General features: G+C 66.7%; 22 protein-coding genes. 11 read left to right on the top strand and 11 right to left on the bottom strand.

All coding sequences use genetic code 11. From position 1 onward, the window contains the following. Positions 1-201: 201 nt before the first annotated feature. Entirely contained in the window at positions 202-1,083 is an 882-nt protein-coding gene (ypfJ, locus tag PUN71_RS17565; protein ID WP_043456220.1) for a KPN_02809 family neutral zinc metallopeptidase, read from the bottom strand. A gap of 58 nt (positions 1,084-1,141) precedes the next feature. Between ypfJ and PUN71_RS17570 the strand changes: the two genes are divergently transcribed. Together PUN71_RS17570 and PUN71_RS17575 are read left to right on the top strand one after the other, a co-directional pair. Then, complete coding sequence (locus PUN71_RS17570; RefSeq protein ID WP_277799445.1) at positions 1,142-2,548, top strand: class I adenylate-forming enzyme family protein; 1,407 nt, start codon at positions 1,142-1,144, stop codon at positions 2,546-2,548. Continuing rightward, complete coding sequence (locus tag PUN71_RS17575) at positions 2,538-3,725, top strand: thiolase family protein (RefSeq protein ID WP_277799446.1); 1,188 nt, start codon at positions 2,538-2,540, stop codon at positions 3,723-3,725. Before PUN71_RS17570 ends, PUN71_RS17575 begins: the two co-directional genes overlap by 11 nt. Positions 3,726-3,770: 45 nt before the next feature. Here PUN71_RS17575 and PUN71_RS17580 read toward each other — a convergent pair whose 3' ends face one another. Genes PUN71_RS17580 through PUN71_RS17590 form a run of 3 tightly spaced genes read right to left on the bottom strand, consistent with a single transcriptional unit; the run spans position 3,771 to position 5,776 of the window. Further along, positions 3,771-4,394: an energy-coupling factor transporter transmembrane component T family protein gene (locus PUN71_RS17580; RefSeq protein ID WP_277799447.1), complete on the bottom strand. Its 624-nt coding sequence runs from the start codon at positions 4,392-4,394 to the stop codon at positions 3,771-3,773. Beyond that, complete coding sequence (locus tag PUN71_RS17585; RefSeq protein ID WP_277799448.1) at positions 4,391-5,122, bottom strand: energy-coupling factor ABC transporter ATP-binding protein; 732 nt, start codon at positions 5,120-5,122, stop codon at positions 4,391-4,393. The genes PUN71_RS17580 and PUN71_RS17585 overlap by 4 nt, the downstream gene beginning before the upstream one ends. A 9-nt stretch (positions 5,123-5,131) precedes the next feature. Then, positions 5,132-5,776, bottom strand: coding sequence for a biotin transporter BioY (locus PUN71_RS17590; protein WP_277799449.1), 645 nt, complete (start codon positions 5,774-5,776; stop codon positions 5,132-5,134). Between the two features lie 166 nt (positions 5,777-5,942). On the opposite strand from PUN71_RS17590, the gene PUN71_RS17595 reads away from it, so the two are divergent. The 3 genes from PUN71_RS17595 to PUN71_RS17605 all read left to right on the top strand — a co-directional run bounded on the left by PUN71_RS17595 (position 5,943) and on the right by PUN71_RS17605 (position 8,373). Further along, positions 5,943-6,815: an SAM-dependent methyltransferase gene (locus PUN71_RS17595; RefSeq protein WP_277799450.1), complete on the top strand. Its 873-nt coding sequence runs from the start codon at positions 5,943-5,945 to the stop codon at positions 6,813-6,815. Positions 6,816-6,825: 10 nt separating this feature from the next. Next, complete coding sequence (locus tag PUN71_RS17600; RefSeq protein ID WP_043456221.1) at positions 6,826-7,263, top strand: VOC family protein; 438 nt, start codon at positions 6,826-6,828, stop codon at positions 7,261-7,263. A gap of 96 nt (positions 7,264-7,359) precedes the next feature. Next, positions 7,360-8,373, top strand: a complete 1,014-nt coding sequence (locus PUN71_RS17605) for a DUF808 domain-containing protein (RefSeq protein WP_277799451.1) — start codon at positions 7,360-7,362, stop codon at positions 8,371-8,373. 22 nt (positions 8,374-8,395) lie between these two features. On the opposite strand, the gene PUN71_RS17610 is transcribed toward PUN71_RS17605, so the two are convergent. Next, on the bottom strand, positions 8,396-9,460 hold the full coding sequence (locus PUN71_RS17610; RefSeq protein ID WP_277799452.1) for a spore photoproduct lyase family protein: 1,065 nt from the start codon (positions 9,458-9,460) through the stop codon (positions 8,396-8,398). Positions 9,461-9,668: 208 nt separating this feature from the next. Between PUN71_RS17610 and PUN71_RS17615 the strand changes: the two genes are divergently transcribed. Beyond that, complete coding sequence (locus PUN71_RS17615) at positions 9,669-11,267, top strand: ABC-F family ATP-binding cassette domain-containing protein (protein ID WP_277799453.1); 1,599 nt, start codon at positions 9,669-9,671, stop codon at positions 11,265-11,267. Between the two features lie 125 nt (positions 11,268-11,392). Here the strand turns inward: PUN71_RS17615 and PUN71_RS17620 are convergent, their stop codons facing one another. Genes PUN71_RS17620 through PUN71_RS17635 form a run of 4 tightly spaced genes read right to left on the bottom strand, consistent with a single transcriptional unit; the run spans position 11,393 to position 13,443 of the window. Further along, entirely contained in the window at positions 11,393-11,869 is a 477-nt protein-coding gene (locus PUN71_RS17620) for a YbaK/EbsC family protein (RefSeq protein WP_043456201.1), read from the bottom strand. A gap of 3 nt (positions 11,870-11,872) precedes the next feature. After that, positions 11,873-12,748 (bottom strand): SURF1 family cytochrome oxidase biogenesis protein, encoded by an 876-nt coding sequence (locus PUN71_RS17625; RefSeq protein ID WP_277799454.1) that lies wholly within the window; start codon positions 12,746-12,748, stop codon positions 11,873-11,875. Then, the gene (locus PUN71_RS17630; RefSeq protein WP_043456197.1) at positions 12,749-13,012 is read right to left on the bottom strand and encodes a hypothetical protein; all 264 of its coding nucleotides are present in this window, start codon (positions 13,010-13,012) and stop codon (positions 12,749-12,751) included. It abuts the gene before it with no gap. Further along, positions 13,009-13,443: a DUF3099 domain-containing protein gene (locus PUN71_RS17635; protein WP_043456196.1), complete on the bottom strand. Its 435-nt coding sequence runs from the start codon at positions 13,441-13,443 to the stop codon at positions 13,009-13,011. Before PUN71_RS17635 ends, PUN71_RS17630 begins: the two co-directional genes overlap by 4 nt. 174 nt (positions 13,444-13,617) lie before the next feature. Between PUN71_RS17635 and PUN71_RS17640 the strand changes: the two genes are divergently transcribed. Together PUN71_RS17640 and PUN71_RS17645 are read left to right on the top strand one after the other, a co-directional pair. Further along, on the top strand, positions 13,618-14,343 hold the full coding sequence (locus PUN71_RS17640) for a beta-ketoacyl-ACP reductase (RefSeq protein ID WP_043456194.1): 726 nt from the start codon (positions 13,618-13,620) through the stop codon (positions 14,341-14,343). Positions 14,344-14,482: 139 nt separating this feature from the next. Further along, positions 14,483-15,247 (top strand): SDR family oxidoreductase, encoded by a 765-nt coding sequence (locus PUN71_RS17645; RefSeq protein WP_043456193.1) that lies wholly within the window; start codon positions 14,483-14,485, stop codon positions 15,245-15,247. A gap of 90 nt (positions 15,248-15,337) precedes the next feature. On the opposite strand, the gene serB is transcribed toward PUN71_RS17645, so the two are convergent. Then, positions 15,338-16,231 carry a phosphoserine phosphatase SerB gene (serB, locus tag PUN71_RS17650; protein WP_277799455.1) on the bottom strand — a complete coding sequence of 298 codons (894 nt, stop codon included), beginning with the start codon at positions 16,229-16,231 and terminating at the stop codon, positions 15,338-15,340. Positions 16,232-16,357: 126 nt separating this feature from the next. Here serB and PUN71_RS17655 point away from each other — a divergent pair, with 126 nt between their 5' ends. From PUN71_RS17655 to PUN71_RS17665, 3 genes are read left to right on the top strand one after another with little or no spacing between them, the layout of a single operon-like run. Next, complete coding sequence (locus tag PUN71_RS17655) at positions 16,358-17,143, top strand: ABC transporter ATP-binding protein (protein ID WP_043455873.1); 786 nt, start codon at positions 16,358-16,360, stop codon at positions 17,141-17,143. Between the two features lie 20 nt (positions 17,144-17,163). Beyond that, the gene (locus PUN71_RS17660; protein ID WP_277799456.1) at positions 17,164-17,949 is read left to right on the top strand and encodes a sulfite exporter TauE/SafE family protein; all 786 of its coding nucleotides are present in this window, start codon (positions 17,164-17,166) and stop codon (positions 17,947-17,949) included. 7 nt (positions 17,950-17,956) lie between these two features. Further along, positions 17,957-18,850, top strand: coding sequence for a TrmH family RNA methyltransferase (locus PUN71_RS17665; RefSeq protein ID WP_277799457.1), 894 nt, complete (start codon positions 17,957-17,959; stop codon positions 18,848-18,850). Positions 18,851-18,916: 66 nt separating this feature from the next. Here PUN71_RS17665 and PUN71_RS17670 read toward each other — a convergent pair whose 3' ends face one another. Next, positions 18,917-19,543 carry a YoaK family protein gene (locus PUN71_RS17670; RefSeq protein ID WP_277799458.1) on the bottom strand — a complete coding sequence of 209 codons (627 nt, stop codon included), beginning with the start codon at positions 19,541-19,543 and terminating at the stop codon, positions 18,917-18,919. Positions 19,544-19,560: the final 17 nt, after the last annotated feature.

Raw genomic sequence — 19,560 nt, forward strand, 5'->3', positions numbered from 1 at the left:
GAGAGTGACAGGGCCGGCCACGCCGTCAAAACAACCTACGGTCGCGGGCCGGTGGCGCCCCTCCGCGGAACGCTTCCTCCGCCGTCGTCGTTCCCCGCTTGGCCCGGCCCGGAAACCCTGTCACCAGCATCGATTGCTCCGTACTTGTCGTTATGGGCGGCCTAAACGACAACTACGGAGCAATCGATGGGGTGAACCGGGTTAGAGGGTGGCGGCGCTGAAGGTGTCGCACTGCTTGATGTCCCCGGACTGGTAGCCGCGGGAGAACCAACGCTGCCGTTCTTCGCTGGAGCCGTGGGTCCAGCCTTCGGGGGAGACCCGCCCGGTGGCCGCCTTCTGGATCCGGTCGTCACCCACGGATGCTGCCGCAGACAACGCGTCGTTCACATCCTGCTGGGTGAGGGGCTCCAGGTAGGGCTTCCCGGTGGCGGGATCCGGAGTGGTGGAGGCGTACTTGGCCCAAAGGCCCGCGTAGCAGTCAGCCTGCAGCTCGGTGCGCACGGAGCCGGACTCGGGCCCCTGCGGATCCTGCTGCGCCCGCTGCAGGTCCCCCAGCAGGTTCTGGACGTGGTGGCCAAACTCGTGTGCCACCACGTACTCCTGGGCCAGCGGGCCGCCCGAGGAGCCGAACCGGTCCACGAGTTCCTGGAAGAAGCCGGGATCAAAGTAGGCGGTGGTGTCCGTGGGGCAGTAGAAGGGCCCCACCTCAGAAGTCGCGGCCCCGCACCCCGTATTGGTGCTGCCGCTGAAGATGACTGCCTCCGGGCGCGGGTACTGGACGTTGTACTGCTTCAGGTAGCCGGGCCAGAACGCGTTGAGGCTGTTCACGGTGCCGGTGATCCGGCAGTCGAGGCGGGCATCCGCATCCGCTCCCGTACTGCAGGCCGGCGCCGTGCCCTGCGACTGTCCGCCGGAACCGTTCTCCACCAGGCCGCCAAGCATGTTGGGGTTGATGCCCAGCAGGAGCGCAACGAGCAGCACCAGGCCGCCGCCGATGCCGCCGCCGACTTTCAGCCCCGTACCCATGCCCCGGCGGTCCTGGACCTGGCTGGGATCAAGCTGCACGTTGTCATTGAAACTCATAACGTCACAATACCCGCGGGCCGCCGGCTCAATCCGTGCCGGCCGGTAAAGTTGGTCCGTGCCTTTCCTCAACAGAATCCAGCGCTGGGCGGACATGCGGCCGCACCACACCGCCGTGGTCATCGCGGGGCAGCGACTGGACTGGGAGGAACTGCGGGATTCGGCCGCTGCGCTGGTGCCGGAGACGAAATCGGTCACCACCCTCTGCGAGTCCAACTCCGCGGCCTTCGCGGTGCAATTCACCGCCGCGGTGGCGGGAGCCCGGCAGTGCGCGGTCCTGGATCCGGCATGGCCCGTGCAGCTGCAGGAGGACATTGTCCGCCGGGTGGAGGCCTGCGCCGAAGCGGCCGCAGCCTCACCGGACGACGCCCTGGTGGACGGGCCGCCGGATTCCAGCTTCCTCATCGGACTCACCTCCGGGACCACATCCGTTCCCAAGGCCTTCACCCGCTCGCGGCAGTCCTGGCAGCGGTCCTTCGACGCCTCGATCGAATTCTTTGGGCTCCGCCAGGACGATGTCACCCTTGCCCCGGGGCCGCTGGCGGCGAGCCTCAACCTCTACGCCCTGGCCGAATGCCTGTACGCCGGATCCGAATTCCAGACGCTGGAAACGTTCGACGTCGGCGCCGTTCATGCGGCGATCACGCACGACCGGGTGACCCGGCTGGTGCTGGTACCCACCATGCTGCGGATGCTCAGCGAACGCGGAATGACCGGATGCGTCGATGCCTCCGGCGTCCGCACCATCATCTGCGCCGGATCAAAGCTGGACGCCCGGACCCTGGAGGCGGCCCGGCGCTGGGCACCGAACGCCACCATCTATGAGTACTACGGCGCCTCCGAACTGAGCTTCGTCTCCGGGCTGGGCCTGGCACCCGGCCAGGGAGCCACCGCAGGCGGCACCGGAATCGGCCGGCCCTTTCCCGGCGTCGACGTCCGCATCCTGGATGACCGGGGCAGGCAGGTCCCCGACGGCGGGTACGGCAACATCTGCGTCCGCAGCGGCATGGTCAGCAACGGCTACCTCTGGGGCGACGACGGCGAAGCGCTGCGCTCCTTCGGCCCCTGGTACTCGGTGGGGGACCAGGGGTTCCTGACGGACGGCGAGCTGCACATCCTGGGCCGGCGGGCGGACATGATCCTCACGGCCGGACGCAACGTCTATCCGCACGAGGTGGAACTGGCCCTCGCGGCAGTTCCCGGCGTCGCGGCAGCAGTCGCCGCGGGCATGCCGGACGACCTCCGCGGCCAGCGCGTGGTGGCCGGCGTGGTGCCCTCGCACGGCGGCCTCACAGCCACCCAACTGCGGGCGGGCCTGGAGGACATCCTGTCGCGGCACAAACGCCCGCTGCAGTACTACCTGCTGTCCGAGCTCCCCGCCACGGACCGTGGCAAGGTCAGCCGGAACCTGCTGCTGGATTGGATCGAAGCCCGGGACCCGAGGGTGCGTTCCCTTGGCGGATGAGCTGCTGCCGCCCGGACGCCAGCCGGTGATCATCGCCGCGCGCCGGACCCCGGTGTGCCCTGTTAACGGCGCCCTGCGGAGCCTGCGGGCCCATGAACTGCTGGCGCCGGTGCTGGGGGCGCTTGTTGACGGGCTGGAACTGGATCCGGCGTCCGTTGCCGACGTCGTCATTGGCAACGCGGTGGGTGGCGGCGGAAACGTGGCGAGGCTCTCCCTGCTGGAGGCGGGACTGCCGGCCGACGTGCCCGGCATCACGGTGGACCGGCAGTGCGGCTCGGGCCTGGATGCCATTGCGCTGGCCGCGCGGCTGGTGGCGGCCGGGGGCAGCGAGGTGTACCTGGCCGGGGGAGTGGAAAGCACCAGCACCGCTCCCGTGCGGGCGAACAGGACGGAGGACGGCGGCCTGGAGTTTTACCGCCGCGCCCAGTTTGTACCGGCGGACTTTGGGGATCCGGACATGGGTGTTGCCGCCGAAACGGTGGCAGGGGAGTACGGCGTGGGCCGGGACCGCCAGGACGAATTCGCCCTCGCCAGCCACAAGAAAGCCCTCACGGCCATCCGGGAGGGGCGCTTCGAGGCCGAGCTGGTGCCCATGGACACCGCAGCCGGCCCCGTCTCCGTTGATGCCGGGCCGAGGAGTGGCCTGACCCCGGCCATCATGGCCCGCTTTCCCGCCGCCTTCGTACCCGGAGGAACTGTCACCGCCGGAAACTCCTGCTTCGACGCTGACGGCGCCTCCGCCGTCGTCATCACCTCCCTGCAGCGGGCGCGCGAACTCGGGGCCCCTGACGGACTGCTGGTTCGGGGTACGGCGACCGCGGGGGTCGATCCGCAGCTGCTGGGGATCGGGGCTGTCCCGGCGGCACGCCAGGTGCTGGCCGGCGCCGGAGTATCAGCCGGCGACGTGGAGCTGGTGGAGTTCAACGAGGCGTTCGCGTCGCAGACACTAGCCTGCCTGGACCAGCTGGCCGTTGACCCCGCCAGGGTGAACCTTGACGGCGGTGCCCTCGCGCTGGGCCACGCCTACGGCGCCTCCGGGGCGGTCCTGGTCACCCGGCTCCTGGCACAGGCCCGGAGAACCGCGAATCCAGGGGCCCTGGCGCTGGCGATGATCAGCATGGCGGGCGGCATGGGAACCGCGGCGCTGCTGGAGTACCGGTTGCTGGCGGACGCCTGACCATCGGCGCATTCGTCCCCGGAATGCGTCGGCCCCTTCCGCGCTTCACTCCTCTGGTTCGCCCAGCCCGCGGGCTGCGAGCGCCTCACCGGTCTGGCGGGCGTAGGCAACAGACGCGATGAAGACCGGCAGGACCAGCGCCCGCGGATTCCGTTCCAGGCCGCGCGCCCTGGCCGAATCACGGACATCGGCGAAGGTTCCCGCGATGAAGGGGATGCTCCTGAGCATGATGCCGATGGTGAGGGCGAAACGCTCGGGATCGGCCCCAAACCTCGCGAAGGGACGGGATACCTGCACCACGCCATCCAGCAGCCGCTGCACCGGTGTGGTGGCCGTCAGCAGCGACGCCGCCGCGACGCAGACCAGGATGTTCAGGACAATGCGGGCGGCGGTCGGGCCGCCCAGCTGCCACCACTGGAACAGTCCGATGACCAGCAGTACCGGCACCAGGGGCCGCACGGCCCGCCAGAGCCGCTTCACCCCGGCGCCGCTTGCCAGGAACAGGCCGGTAAGGATGGCCAGGACGGCCGCGGAGATGCGCCAGTCAATAACGACGAAGGACACCAGGCCGCAGGCAAGCACCAGGATGAACTTCAGTGCCAGCGGCGCACGGTGCACCAGGGAGTCACCCGGCACATAGTTGGCCAGGAGGAACCCGTGGCCCCTCATTGCGTGTCCCGTCCTGCCGGGTCGAAAGACTGCAGGCACCACGCCCGGTACGCCGCCACCGCCTCGGCCGGGGCGCCGTCGAACGCCACCCGGCCCTCCTGGATGACCAGGACACGGTCCATCTCCAGGGCAAGGTCAAGGTCGTGGGTGGACATGATGATTTGCTGGTCCAGGTTTGCCAGGGTCCTGCGGAGCAGCTCGCGGTTGCGCAGGTCCAGCAGGGTGGAGGGCTCATCGAGAACCAGCACTGACGGGTTGACCGCGAGCACGGCGGCCAGTGCCATCAGCTGCCGTTCGCCCCCGGACAGCTCGTAGATGCTTTGGTCCGCCAAGTGCAGGAGGCCGAGGCGCTCCAGCGCCGCGTCGGCCTTGCTGCGCCGTTCGCTCCCGTTCCGGACCGAACGGCGCAGGGACAGTTCCACATCCTCCCGGCCGGTGGGCATCACCAGTTGGGAGAGGGGATCGGTGAACACGAAGCCAACCCTGCGCCTGACTTTGCGGACGGCACGCACTGTGTCGTCGCCGTCGACCGTGACCGTGCCGCTGGTGGGCTGGACGAGCCCATTGACCAGGCGCAGCAGGGTGGATTTACCGGAACCATTCGCCCCAATCACGCCGACGCGTGCTTCCGCCAGCCGGAGGCTGACGCCCTCAAGGAGGACTTTGGGGCGGCCGGAGTCTTCCCGTTCGACGGCGACGGCCACCTGGTCAAAAGCTACAGCTGGCATGGCGGGTTCCTAGGCGCTTTCAGCCGCTACGCCGCGGCGGCGTACCCGGCGCACCAGGACGTCCGGGAAGGCGCGGTGGAGGGCGACGGCAATTGCGGCGGCGAGAAGGTTCTTGATGATGTCGCCCGGGTAGAAAACCAGGTCGCTCAGGAAGGCCTGCTCCACAGTGGCCTTGGAGTTCAGCGCAATGCCAAGGATGCCCAGCGTGTGCACCACCACGATGCTGGTCAACGTGGCAGCCAGGAAGAACCAGAGCGCCCGGGCCTTCGTGGTGCGCCTGATGACGATGGTCGCGAGCCAACCCACCACGCCTGCGGCAATGGGGAAGGCGATGATGTAGCCGGCGGAGGGCCCGGCAAGGATGCCCAGGCCGCTGCGGCCCTGGCTGAAGATGGGCAGGCCGGCCAGGCCAAGGATCGTGTAAAGCCCGACGGCGGCGAACCCGCGGGCGGGGCCCAGCACCAGCCCGGTGAGCATGACCGCGAGGGTCTGGAAGGTGATGGGGACGCCGAAGCCGTTCAGTGCCAGTCCCGGCACCAGGGCTGCACCGGCAACGAGGGCGGCGAAAACGGCGATCAGCCCGAGGTCGGTGCCGTTCCAGTGGCGGCGCTCCGCCCGTGGGGTGTTCTTGGAAGTGGTGCCGGTGTTGCTCATGATGGTCCTGTCGGGGTTGTACAAGCGGAATCTAATGTACAGCCGACGCTACCGGGGCGGAACGGGTGCCATTTTGTAGGGGATCCACTAAAGCGGCGCCGGGCTGCGTTGGGCTGGGCACAACCGGCTTCTTCCGGTGGCGTGAAGGGGGCTGTAGCGTGATCGGGTGATCGTCCCCGATATCTCCTTGAGTGCCGTGGCGGTCGCGGACCACTACGACGAGCTTGATCCGGTTTACCGCAGGGTGTGGGGCGACCACGTCCACCACGGGCTGTGGGTGACCGGCCGGGAAACAGCCCGCGAGGCTGTCCAGGCGCTGATCGACACTGTCGGCGACCGGCTGGAACTGACGCCCGGGCAGGCATGCGTCGACATAGGCTGCGGCTACGGCTCCACCGCGCGACGGCTGGCGGAGAAACGCGGGGTCCGTGTAACTGGCTTCACGCTTTCGCAGGAACAGGCCCATTACGCCGCTGCCCGTCCATTACCAGGGGTGGACATCAAAGCCCGCGACTGGCTCGACAACGGGCTGGACGATGCCTCCGCCGATGCGGCCTGGGCGATCGAGTCGAGCGAACATATGGTCGATAAACCCAGGTTCTTCGCGGAGGCGAACCGGGTGCTGTCGCCTGGCGGCCGCTTCGTCGTCTGCGCCTGGCTGGCGGCGGATGATGCCACCGGGTGGAAGGTCCGCCACCTGCTCGAGCCCATCTGCCGTGAAGGGCGCCTGCCCTCGATGGGCACGCGTGCGGAATATGAGGCGATGGCGGCGGCGGCCGGCCTTACCGTCACCGGCTATGAGGATGCAAGCCGCCGTGTGGCACGGACATGGACGATCTGCGCCGGCCGGCTGCTGAAATCCTTGGTGGTCGATCAGGAAACGCGCCGCCTCGCCCGGACCGCACGTAACCGCATCTTCGTCCTGAGCATTCCGCGCCTGATCCTGGCCTACCGGACCGGTGCCATGCGGTACGGAATCTTCGTCCTGTCCAAAGAGGATGGGCCGGCCTTGGGTGCCCCGCCGCAGCCGCCTTGGTAACGTGTGCCGCATGCCCATCAAACTGGAAAACGTCGGTATTGCAGTCCGGGACCTGGAGGAGGCTATTTCCTTCTTCACCGACCTGGGGCTTACCGTCCTGGGCCGTGAGACGGTCAGCGGAGAGTGGGCGGACACCGCCGTAGGCCTCGACGGGAACCACGCCAGGATCGCGTTGCTTCAAACGCCCGACGGCAACGGCCGGCTCGAACTCTTCGAATACATCCACCCGGACGCAATCGAAACTTCCCCCACCCTGCCCAACGAAATCGGCATGCACCGCGTGGCCTTCTCCGTTGACGACATCGACGAGGCACTTGTAATCGCTGCGAGGCACGGCTGCCACCCCCTCCGGGGAGTCGCGACCTACGGCGACGTCTACAAGCTCAGCTATGTCCGCGGCCCCAGCGGCATCATTGTGATGTTCGCCGAGGAACTGAAGAAGGGCTGAGCCTGCGGGCGGGCTGCAATATACTCCGAACATGCCCATCACGCACCCTTCCCTCGATACCCAACGCTCCGGCCACAAGCTCCGTGGGGTTCAACTGTGAGCGGCGGCCTCGTCGCCCTGCTGGATGACGTCGCGGCGCTCGCCCGCATCGCTGCCGCTTCGGTGGATGACGTCGCGGCCGGCGCCGCCAAGGCCGGGGCCAAGGCTGCCGGCGTCGTGATCGACGATGCAGCGGTCACGCCGCAGTACGTCTCGGGTGCGGACCCGTCACGGGAACTGCCCATGATCAAGAAGATCTTCTGGGGCTCCATCCGCAACAAGCTCCTGGTCATCCTCCCGGCCCTGCTGCTGATCAGCGCCTTCGTTCCGGGGATCATTCCGTTCATCCTGATGCTGGGCGGCACGTACCTCTGCTATGAAGGCGCGGAAAAGGTGTGGCACAAGTTCCGCGGCGGCCACCATGAGGAGGACGAGGCACCCGCGGTGGAGCGGGGACCCGACGCAGAGGCAAAGGTGGTCAAGGGTGCCATCACCACCGACTTCATCCTGTCCTGCGAAATCATGGTCATCTCCATGAACGAGGTGTCGGCCGAATCGATCTGGGTCCGCGCATTCATCCTGGTCCTGGTGGCGTTCGCCATCACGGTGCTCGTGTACGGTGCCGTCGGGCTGATCGTCAAGATGGACGACATCGGCGTGCACCTGGCCGCCAAGGAGTCGGCCCGTTCCCAGCGTCTCGGGTCACTGCTGGTGCGGGGAATGCCGGCCGTGCTGGCCGCGATCACCTTCGTTGGAACCATCGCCATGCTGTGGGTCGGTGGGCACATCATGGTGCAGGGCGCGCACGACCTCGGCTGGCATGCGCCGTATGACCTGATCCATGCCATCGAACACCCGGTTGCGGAGGTCGCGGTGGTTGGCGGTCTCCTGGCCTGGCTGGTCGACACGCTGTGCTCCTCGGTCGTGGGCCTCGCCTGGGGCCTCGTTGTCCTTGCGGTCGTGGGCCCGCTCCTGAAAGTGCTGCCGTTCGGCAAGTCGAAGGGCGGGCATCAGGAAACCGCCGAGCCGGCCGGGAACGCCGGACATGGGAGCGAAGAGCAGAGGCACTGACGGTGCCGCGCCGCTGTGCGCTTCAGAACGCGTAGCGGATGCGGCAGTACGGGGTGATGTCCTCGATGAGCCGGGTCAGCTGCCGGATGTAGCCGGCCTTGGCGCGCGACCGGTAGCGCACGTTGTTGAAGCCGTTCTCTGAGGTCTTTGATTCCTGCAGTCCGGGCCGCCACAGGACTTCCTCCGCCTGCGGATGCCAGCCAAGATTGACCTCGTGCAGCTGCTCGTTGTGGGTCAGGAAAATGACCTCGGCCGCGAGCTGGGCCTTCGCCGCGGGGGTCAGCGTTGCGTCGAGCCGGCGGAGCAGCTCCTCCCAGTCGGCAAGCCAGGTGTCGGTGATGATGACAGGGGAGAAGTTCACGTGCACTTCGTAACCGGCGGCAACGAAATCATTGATGGCCGCCATGCGTTCCGCTACGGGTGACGTCCGGATATCGATGGATTTTGCCAGACCGGCAGGCATCAGGGAAAAACGGATCCGGGTATGGCCCCCGTGGTCCCAGGCCAGTATGGCCGGGTTGACGAACTTGGTGGCAAAGGACAGCTTGGCGTTGGGCAGTTCTCGAAAGAGCCCCACAAGTTCCTCGACATTGTCACTGATCAGTGCATCCACGGAGCAGTCGCTGTTTTCGCCGATGTCGTAGACCCAGAGTTCGGGGTCGCACTGGTTGGGCTCCAGCTTCAACCCCTGCCGGGCCGCGTGCCGTTCGAGCGTCCCGGCGATCTGGTCGATATTGGCGAAAACGGTCACCGGATTGCTGTATCCCTTGTGCCGTGGGACGTAGCAGTACGCGCAGGCCATGGCGCAACCGTTGGCGGTGGAGGGTGCAATGAAGTCCGCCGAGCGGCCATTGGGCTTGACGGCCAGCGACTTCTTCACGCCCAGGACCAGCGCTTCCGTCTTGATCCGGGACCAGCGCGGCACGTTGGTCTCGTCACCATGCAGGTCCGGGATGTTCCAGTGGTTGTCCACCAGCACCACCTCGGCATCCGGCCAGCGTGCGGCGATCTCCCGGCCGCGCGGCAGTTCCAGTGCGGCCGGCTGCGCGTAGATACGCCGGATCTGGAGCAGCCGATCAAATTCCATCACCCTATTCTGCTTGAACGTCCGGCCGGCAGGCGGCAGTTAAGCCCACGGCACCATGCTTGGCTGCCGCACGTCGTCACTGCTGGGACTGCCGCGGTCCACTGGACGGTAGACTGGATTGTGCCGTTCTCCGGCCACTCTGCCCGGCGTCCCTTCGCACCCAGTGCGCGGACCGTGGCGTTCCCTGTTGTGAAAGGCCTTACCTGCTGTGATTACTGTCCAGGATCTTGAACTGCGCGCCGGTGCCCGGCTCCTCATGGACCAGGTGAGCTTCCGCATCGACAAAGGGGACAAGATCGGCCTGGTGGGCCGGAACGGTGCCGGCAAGACGACGCTGACCCGTGTACTCGCAGGGGAAGGCCTGCCCGCCGCCGGCAAGGTGACGCGCAGCGGCGAAATCGGCTACCTCCCACAGGATCCGCGCACCCCTGACATGGAGCAGCTGGCGCGGGACCGCATCCTGTCCGCCCGGGGCCTGGACATCGTCGTCGGAAAACTCCGCAAGGCCCACGATGAGATGGCCAGCACAGACCCCGAAACCCAGCGCAAGGCCATGAACCGCTACGACCGGCTGGAATCCGAATTCCTGGCCGCCGGCGGTTACGCCGCCGAAGCCGAGGCAGCATCCATCTGTTCCAACCTGGCACTTCCGGACCGCCTGCTGAACCAGCCGCTCAAGACGCTCTCCGGCGGCCAGCGGCGCCGTGTGGAGCTGGCCCGCATCCTCTACTCCGATGCCGAAACCATGCTCCTGGACGAACCCACCAACCACCTCGATGCCGATTCCATCGCCTGGCTGCGTGACTTCCTGAAGAACCACCAGGGCGGCCTGATCGTGATCAGCCACGACACGGACCTGCTCGAAGCCACCGTCAACAAGGTGTTCCTGCTGGATGCGAACCGGGCCCAGATCGACTTCTACAACATGGACTGGAAGCGCTACCTGCTGCAGCGCGAAACAGATGAGCGTGCCCGGAAGCGTGAACGGGCCAACGCCGAGAAGAAGGCCCAGGTCCTCATGGACCAGGCCAACAAGATGCGTGCCAAGGCCACCAAGGCCGTCGCCGCACAGAACATGGCCAAGCGCGCCGAGCGGCTGCTCAGCGGACTGGAAGCCGTCCGCGAGCAGGACCGCGTGGCAGCGCTGCGTTTCCCGGACCCGGCGCCCTGCGGCAGGACTCCGCTCACGGCCGATGGGCTCAGCAAGTCCTACGGTTCCCTGGAGATCTTCACCGATGTGGACCTGGCCATCGACCGCGGCTCCAAAGTGGTCATCCTGGGCCTGAACGGTGCAGGCAAGACCACGCTCCTGCGCATGCTCGCCGGCGTGGACGCTCCCGACACCGGCGAGGTCATCCCGGGCCATGGGCTTAAGGTCGGCTACTACGCCCAGGAGCACGAGACCCTGGACCACGACCGCACCGTGCTCGAGAACATGCGCTCCGCCGCACCCGACATGAAGGACGCGGAGGTCCGTGGCATCCTGGGCTCGTTCCTGTTCTCCGGGGATGACGTCGACAAGCCCGCAGGAGTGCTCTCCGGCGGTGAGAAGACCCGCCTGGCCCTGGCCACCATCGTGGCCTCCAGCGCAAACGTCCTGCTCCTGGACGAGCCCACCAACAACCTGGACCCCGCCAGCCGCGCCGAAATCCTGGGTGCGCTCCGCAACTACACCGGCGCCGTCGTCCTGGTCAGCCACGACGAGGGCGCGGTTGAGGCCCTCAACCCCGAACGCGTGGTCATGCTTCCCGACGGCGTGGAAGACCTCTGGAACGAGGACTACCTGGACCTGATCACCCTCGCCTGATCCTCGTCGGTGCTTCCTTCACTTCGCGACGCAGGCGATTCCCGCGTGCTGGCTCGTTCCCCGCCTTTGACGCACGCTCCATGAATCGCCCACGCCGCTTCGCTTGTGCCTTTGTCGCCTCTGCGTCAGCGGACCTGTAGTTCCAGTGCGCCCGTGATTCTGCGCAGTTCGGTGTAGCTGATACTGAACATCGAGTGGTGGTCACCCGCTCCTGCCCACAGCAGCCCGTGGGCCTGCAGGGACTCGTCCAGCAGCGTCCTGATCTTTTTAGGGTGGCCTACCGGGGCTACGCCGCCCACCTCCTGGCCCGTGTGTTCCAGGACGAAGCCCGGGGTGGCACGGCGGATTTTGCCGGTGCAGAGCTGCGCTGCCACCAGCGCAGTGTCCACCCTGGCGGCGCCGCTGGCGAGGATCAGCAGAGGCTCTCCGCTGAGGTCAAAGATGAGGCTGTTGGTGATGGCGGCAAGATCGCATTCCAGCGCCTGGGCTGCTGCGGCCGCTGTGGGTACCCCGGCCGGAAAACTCCGCACGGTGTCGCCGACGCCAGCCGCCACCAGGGCTGAGCGCACCAGGGCGACCGGGCCGCCGTCGTACTCCGTCACGTCTCAGTACCCCTGCGCGTCCAGGAGGGCATCTTCCTCCTCCTCGGCGGTCGCCTTCTTCCGCCTGCGCGGTTCCGGGCGGCGGCGGGCGGCCGGAACGGCGGAGTGCACGGTGCCGTCCGGCAGCGCCTCTTCCTCGTCCTCGGCGTCGATTGCAGCGTTGCGCGCCTGCTGCCGGGCCGCGTAGCCGAAGCCCACGAACATGAGCACGCCGAAGGCGAACCACTGCAGCGAATACGACAGGTGTGTCCCTTCGTCCGTCGAAGGCTTGGGGAACGCGACGGGCATCTCCGCCGCCGGTGGCGTCTCCGAGGCGAGCTGGCCGTAGGCGCCGGTCAGCAGGGGGTACCCAAGCTGCGCGGCGTAGGTTGGAAGGTCGATGGACGCCAGCTGCCCTTCAGGCGCCCCGCGCTGAAGTTCCGGCTCGCCGTGCTTCAGGCGCACGACGGCGGTCACCTCACCGGAAGGAGGGGCCGGCACGGAGTCGGGACTGCCCGGATTCCTGTTGCCGATGGGCAACCAGCCACGGTCGATCACGACGGTTTCGCCCGTGGTGAGGCGGAAGGGGACCACTACCTCGTACCCGGGCTGCCCGTTGAGCGGGCGGTTGCGGACGATCCTCTGGCCGGTGGCATCGTAGGAGCCCTGCAGCTCAACCTGCGTCCACTCCTTGGCCGGGTCCAGCTGGCTGAACTGGTCCCGTGCCTGCGCGAAGGGGATGGGCGTTGCCGAGTAGTTGCTCACCACACGGTTGATTTCCGCGAGGGTCTCGGCCCGGCGGTCCATCTGCCAGCGGCCCAGGAAAACGCATGCGGTGGCAAAGATGGCGGCCAGCAGGAGATAGCCCAGCCACTTGCTGGAAAAAAGAAAACGGTACATTCAGATGTCCTGCTCCACGGTATCTGCGCCGCCGTGGTCCAGGGCGCGGGTCTCCTTCCACAGGCCGCGGGTCTGCAGGTAGTCTTCCAGCCACCCACGGTGCTCGGGGCAGGCCAGCCAGCTCTTGCGCCGCTCGGGGGAGTGGATCTTGGGATTGTTCCAGAGGAGCTCCCAGGATGCCTGCGCGCGGCACGCCTTCCGTGAGCAGATGGCGCCGGTTTCCGATGCCAGGTCCGAACCTGCTGCAAAATCGAAGATGCTCATGGCGCCTGCCGCTCCTCTTCCGGCTCTGTTTCCTCATCCTTGACCAGCTCGCCCTGCAGCACGGCGCTTCCCGGTTCGTCGTCGCCGGTGTCTTGTTGGACGGGGCTTTCAATTTCAGCCAGGGGAGCGGAATCCAGGAGGAGGTCGCTGGGTGTTTCCGCCTTGTCACTGCCGTTGGCGATCACCACGGCGATCCAGGGCAGGAAGACGGCGCCGGCCACCGCAATAATCTTGAACCAGCCGTCAACCACGAAGATCATGATCAGGCACACCATGCGGATGCCCATCGCCAGGGCGTATTTGATCATCCGCTGGCGCATGTCTTCCGAGTGCGCGCCTGCAGCGTCCGTAATGCTGTGGACCTCGGTGTCGCCCGAGAACCGGCCCGGTTCTTCGGACGCGGAATGTCCCGCATGGTTTTCAAGGGTCACGGTGATTGATCACGCTCCAAAGGCTTCCCTTAATTCTCGCACCATCGGCAGTGCCGCCCAAACCCGCTGTACGGCTGCGGCCAAGGTTGTGCCGCTGCCGCTAAGATCGGAGGCAGCCCAAACCACACCCTTCCTACCGCGGCGCAGCCTGCCGCAGAACAATGGAGCCCTTCTATGACTGAAACAGCTTCCGCACCCCGCAGCGTCCTGGTTACCGGCGGCAACCGCGGAATCGGCCTGGCCATCGCGGAGGCGTTCCTTGCCAACGGCGACAAGGTGGCGGTCACCTACCGCAGCGCGGCGCAGCTCCCCGAGGGAATCCTCGGCGTCAAGGCGGATGTCACCGACGAAGCTTCCATCGACGCCGCGTTCAAGGAAGTGGAAGCTGCCCACGGCCCCGTTGAAGTCCTGGTGGCCAACGCTGGCATCACCAAGGACACCCTGCTGCTGCGCATGAGCGAGGACGACTTCACCTCCGTCATCGACACCAACCTCACCGGCGCCTTCCGCGTCATCAAGCGGGCCTCGAAAGGAATGATCCGGCTCCGCAAGGGCCGCGTGGTCCTCATCTCATCGGTTTCCGGCCTCTACGGCGCACCGGGCCAGATCAACTACTCAGCCTCAAAGGCCGGCCTGGTGGGCATCGCCCGCTCGCTGACCCGCGAACTGGGCTCCCGAGGCATCACCGCCAACGTGGTGGCCCCGGGATTCATCAACACCGACATGACCGCCGAACTCCCGGAAGCCACCCAAAAGGACTACCTGTCCAGCATCCCCGCCGGCCGCTTCGCCGAAGCCTCCGAGGTAGCCAATGTGGTCCGCTGGGTCGCCAGCGACGAGGCCGCCTACATCTCCGGAGCCGTCATCCCGGTGGACGGTGGCCTGGGCATGGGCCACTGACCACTGCCGCCGCGAACCTGCAGCGAACTAGCAGCCGGATCCTTATTTGTGGACGTTGGACAAAGGATTCGGCAATGCCCGCTGGCATGATGGACTGCAGGCCATACCGATTTAGACGTTTCGAACAAAGGAAGCATGCATGGGACTGCTGGACAACAAGACCGCCATTGTCACCGGATCCTCCCGGGGCATCGGCGCGGACGTAGCAAAGATCCTCGCCGCAGAGGGCGCCGCCGTCGTGGTGAACTACCGCCAGAAGGCGCCCCGCGCCAACAAGGTGGTCCAGGGCATCGAAGCTGCCGGCGGACGCGCCGTTGCCGTCGGCGCCGACCTCACCACCCAGGAGGGCGTGCAGGCGCTGGCCAGCGCCGCCATGGAGAACTTCGGATCCCTGGACCTCCTGGTCCTGAACGCCTCCGGCGGCATGGAGACCGGAATGGGCGAGGATTACGCCCTCAAGCTGAACCGCGACGCGCAGATCAACATGCTCAACGCAGCCGTTCCGCTGATGAAGGAAGGTTCCCGCGTGGTGTTCGTCACCAGCCACCAGGCCCACTTCATCAACACCGTTCCCACCATGCCGGCCTACGAGCCGGTGGCCCGCAGCAAGCGCGCCGGTGAGGACGCCCTGCGCGAACTCATCCCCAACCTGGCGGAGAAGGGCATCTCCCTGGTGGTGGTGTCCGGCGACATGATCGAGGGCACGGTCACGGCCACGCTGCTGGACCGCTCCACCCCGGGAGCCATCGAGGCCCGCCGTGCCGAAGCCGGCAAGCTGTACTCCGTGGAGGAATTCGCCCAGGTGGTGGCGGGCATGGCCACGGCCGACGTCGAGTCCGGCCACACCGAATACGCCGGCGGAGCCGACTACTTCGGCAAGGGCGCCCAGGAGTCGTCCAACTGAGATTCGCCCACGAATTGGCAGTTCGCGGCAATGTTCCTTTTCGGGACACTGCCGCGAACTGCCATTTCGCGGTTAAGGGGCGGTGCGGGCTCAGACCCCGGCGACGTGGCGGACCGCGTCCAGGTACGGCATGTTCAGCGCGGCGTCGGCCACGGCGCGTACGGCAGGCTTGGCGTTGAACGCCACCCCGATGCCCGCGGCGCCCAGCATGTCCAGGTCGTTGGCGCCGTCGCCCACGGCAATGGTGTGCTCAAGCGCAATGCCCTCGGCGGCGGCCCACTCCCGCAGGTACTTTTCCTTGGCAGCCCTGTCCACGACGGCGCCCAGCACCTTGCCGGTCAGAGCACCGTCGACGATTTCCAGTTCATTGGCCTGCCAGTAGTCCAGGGCCAGGTCCGCGGCGATCGGTTCAAGGATCTGGTTGAAGCCGCCGGAGACCACCGCCACGGCGTGCCCTGCGGCCTTGAAGGCGGCTACCAGCTCATCGGCCCCTTCGCTGAGCTTCACTTCCTGGCGCACGGAATGGACGACGTCGGCCGGCAGCCCCGCGAGCACCGCTACCCGGGCGTGCAGGCTCTGCGCGAAGTCCAGTTCCCCCCGCATGGCCGCTTCCGTAACGGCGGCCACTTCCTCCCGCTTCCCGGCATAGGCGGCCAGGAGTTCGATGACCTCCTGCTGGATCAGGGTGGAGTCCACATCCATGATCAGCAGCTTCCGGGACGCCGCCCGAAGCGCGGCCGGAACAAGGGCGGTATCAAAGCCGGGATCCGCCGCTTCCGCCACGGCATGACGGAGCGCGGCCAGTCCGGCCGCGGTTGCGTCCTGAAGGGCCAGGTCAAGGACCCGGACCTGGTACCGGTCGTCACCGGAAGCGGACTCGGACAGCACCTGCGCGCCATGGGCTGCAAGGGTGGAACGCAGCTGGTCCAGCCCGGTCGGGGTCACATTCAGGCCATAGCTGACCGCAGTCACGTTCGAAGTCATGCCTGCAATCTTAGTCAGCGGTGGCGGGCCCGCCTGAATTCATTGCGCGGCCGCCGCCATGGGGCAGTCCGGCCGCCTTCCCGCCGGTTATCAGTCATCTTCCGTTTTGTCCTAGTGTCTACTCCTATGAGTGATGTTCTGGAACTGGACTCCGTCAGCGTTGTCCGAGGTAAGAAGACCCTGCTGGACAAGGTTGACTGGCAGGTCAACGAAGGCGAACGGTGGGTCATCCTGGGCCCCAACGGCGCCGGCAAGACCACCCTCCTCCAGATCGCGGCAGCCCGCCTCCACCCGAGCAGCGGCACCGCCGGCATCCTCGATGAAGTCCTTGGCCGTGTTGACGTCTTTGAACTCCGGCCGCGCATCGGCCTGTCCTCGGCCGCCCTTGCCACCCAGATTCCCGAGCACGAGAACGTCCTCAACGTGGTGGTCACCGCCGCCTACGGCGTCACCGGCCGCTGGCGGGAAGGCTACGAGCGCGACGACGAACGGCGCGCCTTCCGGCTCCTGAACGACTGGGGCATGGGGCCGCTGCTGAACCGGACGTTCGCCACACTGTCCGAAGGTGAGCGCAAGCGCGTCCAGATCGCCCGGGCCCTGATGACAGACCCCGAACTGCTGCTCCTGGACGAACCGGGCGCCGGGCTGGACCTCGGCGGCCGCGAGGAACTCGTCCACAAGCTGGGCGAGCTGGCGCGTGACGAGGCAGCCCCGGCCATGGTGCTGGTCACGCACCACCTGGAAGAAGTCCCGCCGGGCTTCACGCATGCCATGCTCCTGCGCGACGGCGGCGTGGTGGCTGCCGGTCCCATTACCGAGGTCCTGACCGAAGAGCACCTGAGCACCACCTTCGGGATGCCGCTTGCCGTCACCGAAAACGCGGGACGCTACACCGCCACCGCACGCCGCTAGAACAGGCCTGCGCTACTCCCTTGGAACTCTTCAGCAGCATCATTGTGTTCATCGCCGGCCTGTGGGCCGGCACTATCAACGCGGTAGTCGGCTCGGGCACCCTGGTGACCTTCCCGGTGCTCATCGCGCTGGGCGTGGCCCCGGTGGTTGCCTCCATGAGCAATGCCATGGGCCTCGTGGCCGGTACCGCCGCCGGGGCCTTCGGCTACCGCCGGGAACTCGCCGGCCGGGGCCGGCAGGTGCTGCGGCTGCTGCCGGCGTCTGTCCTTGGGGGCGTCTCCGGGGCCTGGCTCCTGCTTCACCTGCCGGAGAAGGTCTTCCACTATGTCGCCCCGGTCCTGCTCGTCCTTGCCCTGCTGATGGTGGTGTTCCAACCGCGCCTGCAGGACTGGGTGCGCAACCGCGAGGCCAACCCCGAACACGCCGTCCGGGACAAGCGCCATGGCGTCCTCCTGGTGGTCATGGTCTACCTGGCCGGCGTCTACGGCGGCTACTTCGTGGCCGCCCAGGGGATTCTGCTGGTCGGCATCCTGGGCGTCTTCCTCACCGGCACCATCCAGAACGCCAATGCCATGAAGAACATCCTGGTCCTCGGCGTGAACATGGTGGCGGCCATCTCCTACCTCCTGTTCGCCTTCGACCGGATCAACTGGCTGGTGGTGCTGCTGATCGCCGTCAGTTCCACCATCGGCGGCATCCTGGGCTCCAAGGTGGGCCGGAAGCTCTCGCCCCGCGTCCTCCGCGCGGTGATCTTCAGCCTGGGCATTGTGGCCCTTGGCGTCATGATCGCCAACCTGCTGAAATAATCACCCGGTGACTTTCCACTACCTCGAATCCGCGGATGACCCGCGCGTCAGTGACTACACCACCCTTACCGATGTGCACCTGCGCAAGCTGCGGGAACCGGCCGAGGGCATGTACATTGCCGAGTCCTCGCGGGTCCTGCGCCGTGCCCTTGCGGCGGGGCACCGGCCGCGTTCCTTCTTCCTCGCCGAGAAATGGATGGCGGACCTTGAAGATGTCTTCCAGGAGTATCCGGATGTGCCTGCCTTCATTGGTTCCGCGGCACTGCTGGAGGAAATCACCGGGTTCCACCTGCACCGCGGAGCCATGGCGGCGATGCAGCGTCCCGCCCCGGTTCCGCTGCCGGACCTGCTCGCGGTGGCGCGCCGCGTGGCCGGGCTGGAGGACATCGTGGACCATAGCAATGTCAGTGGTCGCAAAATACAAGAGTCTGATCGAGACCGTATGCCGGGACGATCAAGGATCGCGGTCCTGGAGAACCTTACCGACCATACAAACGTTGGGGCGATTTTCCGCAGCGCCGCAGCCATTGGCGTCGACGCTGTCCTGGTCTCTCCACAGTGCGCCGACCCGCTCTACCGACGCTCCATCCGGGTGTCGATGGGGACTGTGTTCCAAGTGCCATGGACCAGAATCGAGTCGTGGCCTGGGGACCTTGAGGTACTCAAGGACGCAGGCTACTTCGTGGCCGGCATGTCGCTCGGCGAAGGTGCCATCACACTCGATGAGCTGGTCGCCCAGGACCACCCGAACCTGGCGCTGGTCTTCGGCACGGAGGGAGAGGGGCTGAGGCCTGAGACTGATCAGGTGCTCGACGCGCGCGTGACGATTCCGATGATGAACGGCGTCGACTCCCTCAATGTGGCTGCCTCGTCGGCTGTTGCGTTTTATGCGACGAGGTAGCGGCTGAGCGTGACGTACCCGCCCGACCGGCGGTGGCAGGAGCAATTGAAGAGCTGGATTAGCGCATCAATGCCAGCGGCGACTCCCCAGGAACGTCACAGCGGCGGTGATGGCGATGCCGAGGCCGATCGGGACGCTGAAATGGATCTGGAGCAGGAGTACTCCGGTAGCAGCCCCGGCGAACATAGCGAGGACAGCGCCCAGCCGTCGGTTGAGTAACCGGGGCCGGTGCCTGCCCACAAGTGACTCTCCGGCCAGGGAAGTCATGGTGGAAGTAATGACCACTGTGGTCATGTCCCGTACGCCCAAATGCCGCGCAATAAGGGCCTGGGAGCCCATGTGCATGGCGATAACGGCGGCAACAATGACACCAGTGGACTGCCGGCCGACGTCTTCCACGATGAGCGAGATGGCGGCGGTTCCCGTCAACGCGATACAACCCGCTGTGAGAAGCAGCGTGACCCTGCGGTTCCAGCCTTTCGGGCTTGACTGGAGCGTAAATCCGGCAACCGCCGCGCCGAGGAGAAAGGCGCCAAGTGCTACCAGTGGGCCCAACGTTGGCAGGTTCGCCGCCCCGGCCAGCGCCATCGCAAGAATCACCACGTTGCCGGTCATGTTTCCGGTGAAGACGTGATCGAGTCCAAGGTAGCCGACCGCGTCAACCACACCTGTAACGAGCGTGAGGGCCGTCATGAGCATCAGTCGGAACT

It is taken from the genome of Arthrobacter sp. NQ7 (assembly GCF_029581595.2).
In the GTDB taxonomy this organism is placed as follows: domain Bacteria; phylum Actinomycetota; class Actinomycetes; order Actinomycetales; family Micrococcaceae; genus Arthrobacter; species Arthrobacter phenanthrenivorans_B.

Bases quoted from the DNA above. Each gene is read 5' to 3' on its own strand.
- PUN71_RS17585 (WP_277799448.1), bottom strand. From the start codon at position 5,122: ATGCCAGCTGTAGCTTTTGACCAGGTGGCCGTCGCCGTCGAACGGGAA.
- PUN71_RS17600 (WP_043456221.1), top strand. From the start codon at position 6,826: ATGCCCATCAAACTGGAAAACGTCGGTATTGCAGTCCGGGACCTGGAG.
- serB (WP_277799455.1), bottom strand. From the start codon at position 16,231: ATGACTTCGAACGTGACTGCGGTCAGCTATGGCCTGAATGTGACCCCG.
- ypfJ (WP_043456220.1), bottom strand. From the start codon at position 1,083: ATGAGTTTCAATGACAACGTGCAGCTTGATCCCAGCCAGGTCCAGGAC.
- PUN71_RS17640 (WP_043456194.1), top strand. From the start codon at position 13,618: ATGACTGAAACAGCTTCCGCACCCCGCAGCGTCCTGGTTACCGGCGGC.
- PUN71_RS17580 (WP_277799447.1), bottom strand. From the start codon at position 4,394: ATGAGGGGCCACGGGTTCCTCCTGGCCAACTATGTGCCGGGTGACTCC.
- PUN71_RS17610 (WP_277799452.1), bottom strand. From the start codon at position 9,460: ATGGAATTTGATCGGCTGCTCCAGATCCGGCGTATCTACGCGCAGCCG.
- PUN71_RS17655 (WP_043455873.1), top strand. From the start codon at position 16,358: ATGAGTGATGTTCTGGAACTGGACTCCGTCAGCGTTGTCCGAGGTAAG.
- PUN71_RS17630 (WP_043456197.1), bottom strand. From the start codon at position 13,012: ATGAGCATCTTCGATTTTGCAGCAGGTTCGGACCTGGCATCGGAAACC.
- PUN71_RS17670 (WP_277799458.1), bottom strand. From the start codon at position 19,543: ATGACGGCCCTCACGCTCGTTACAGGTGTGGTTGACGCGGTCGGCTAC.
- PUN71_RS17625 (WP_277799454.1), bottom strand. From the start codon at position 12,748: ATGTACCGTTTTCTTTTTTCCAGCAAGTGGCTGGGCTATCTCCTGCTG.
- PUN71_RS17645 (WP_043456193.1), top strand. From the start codon at position 14,483: ATGGGACTGCTGGACAACAAGACCGCCATTGTCACCGGATCCTCCCGG.
- PUN71_RS17590 (WP_277799449.1), bottom strand. From the start codon at position 5,776: ATGAGCAACACCGGCACCACTTCCAAGAACACCCCACGGGCGGAGCGC.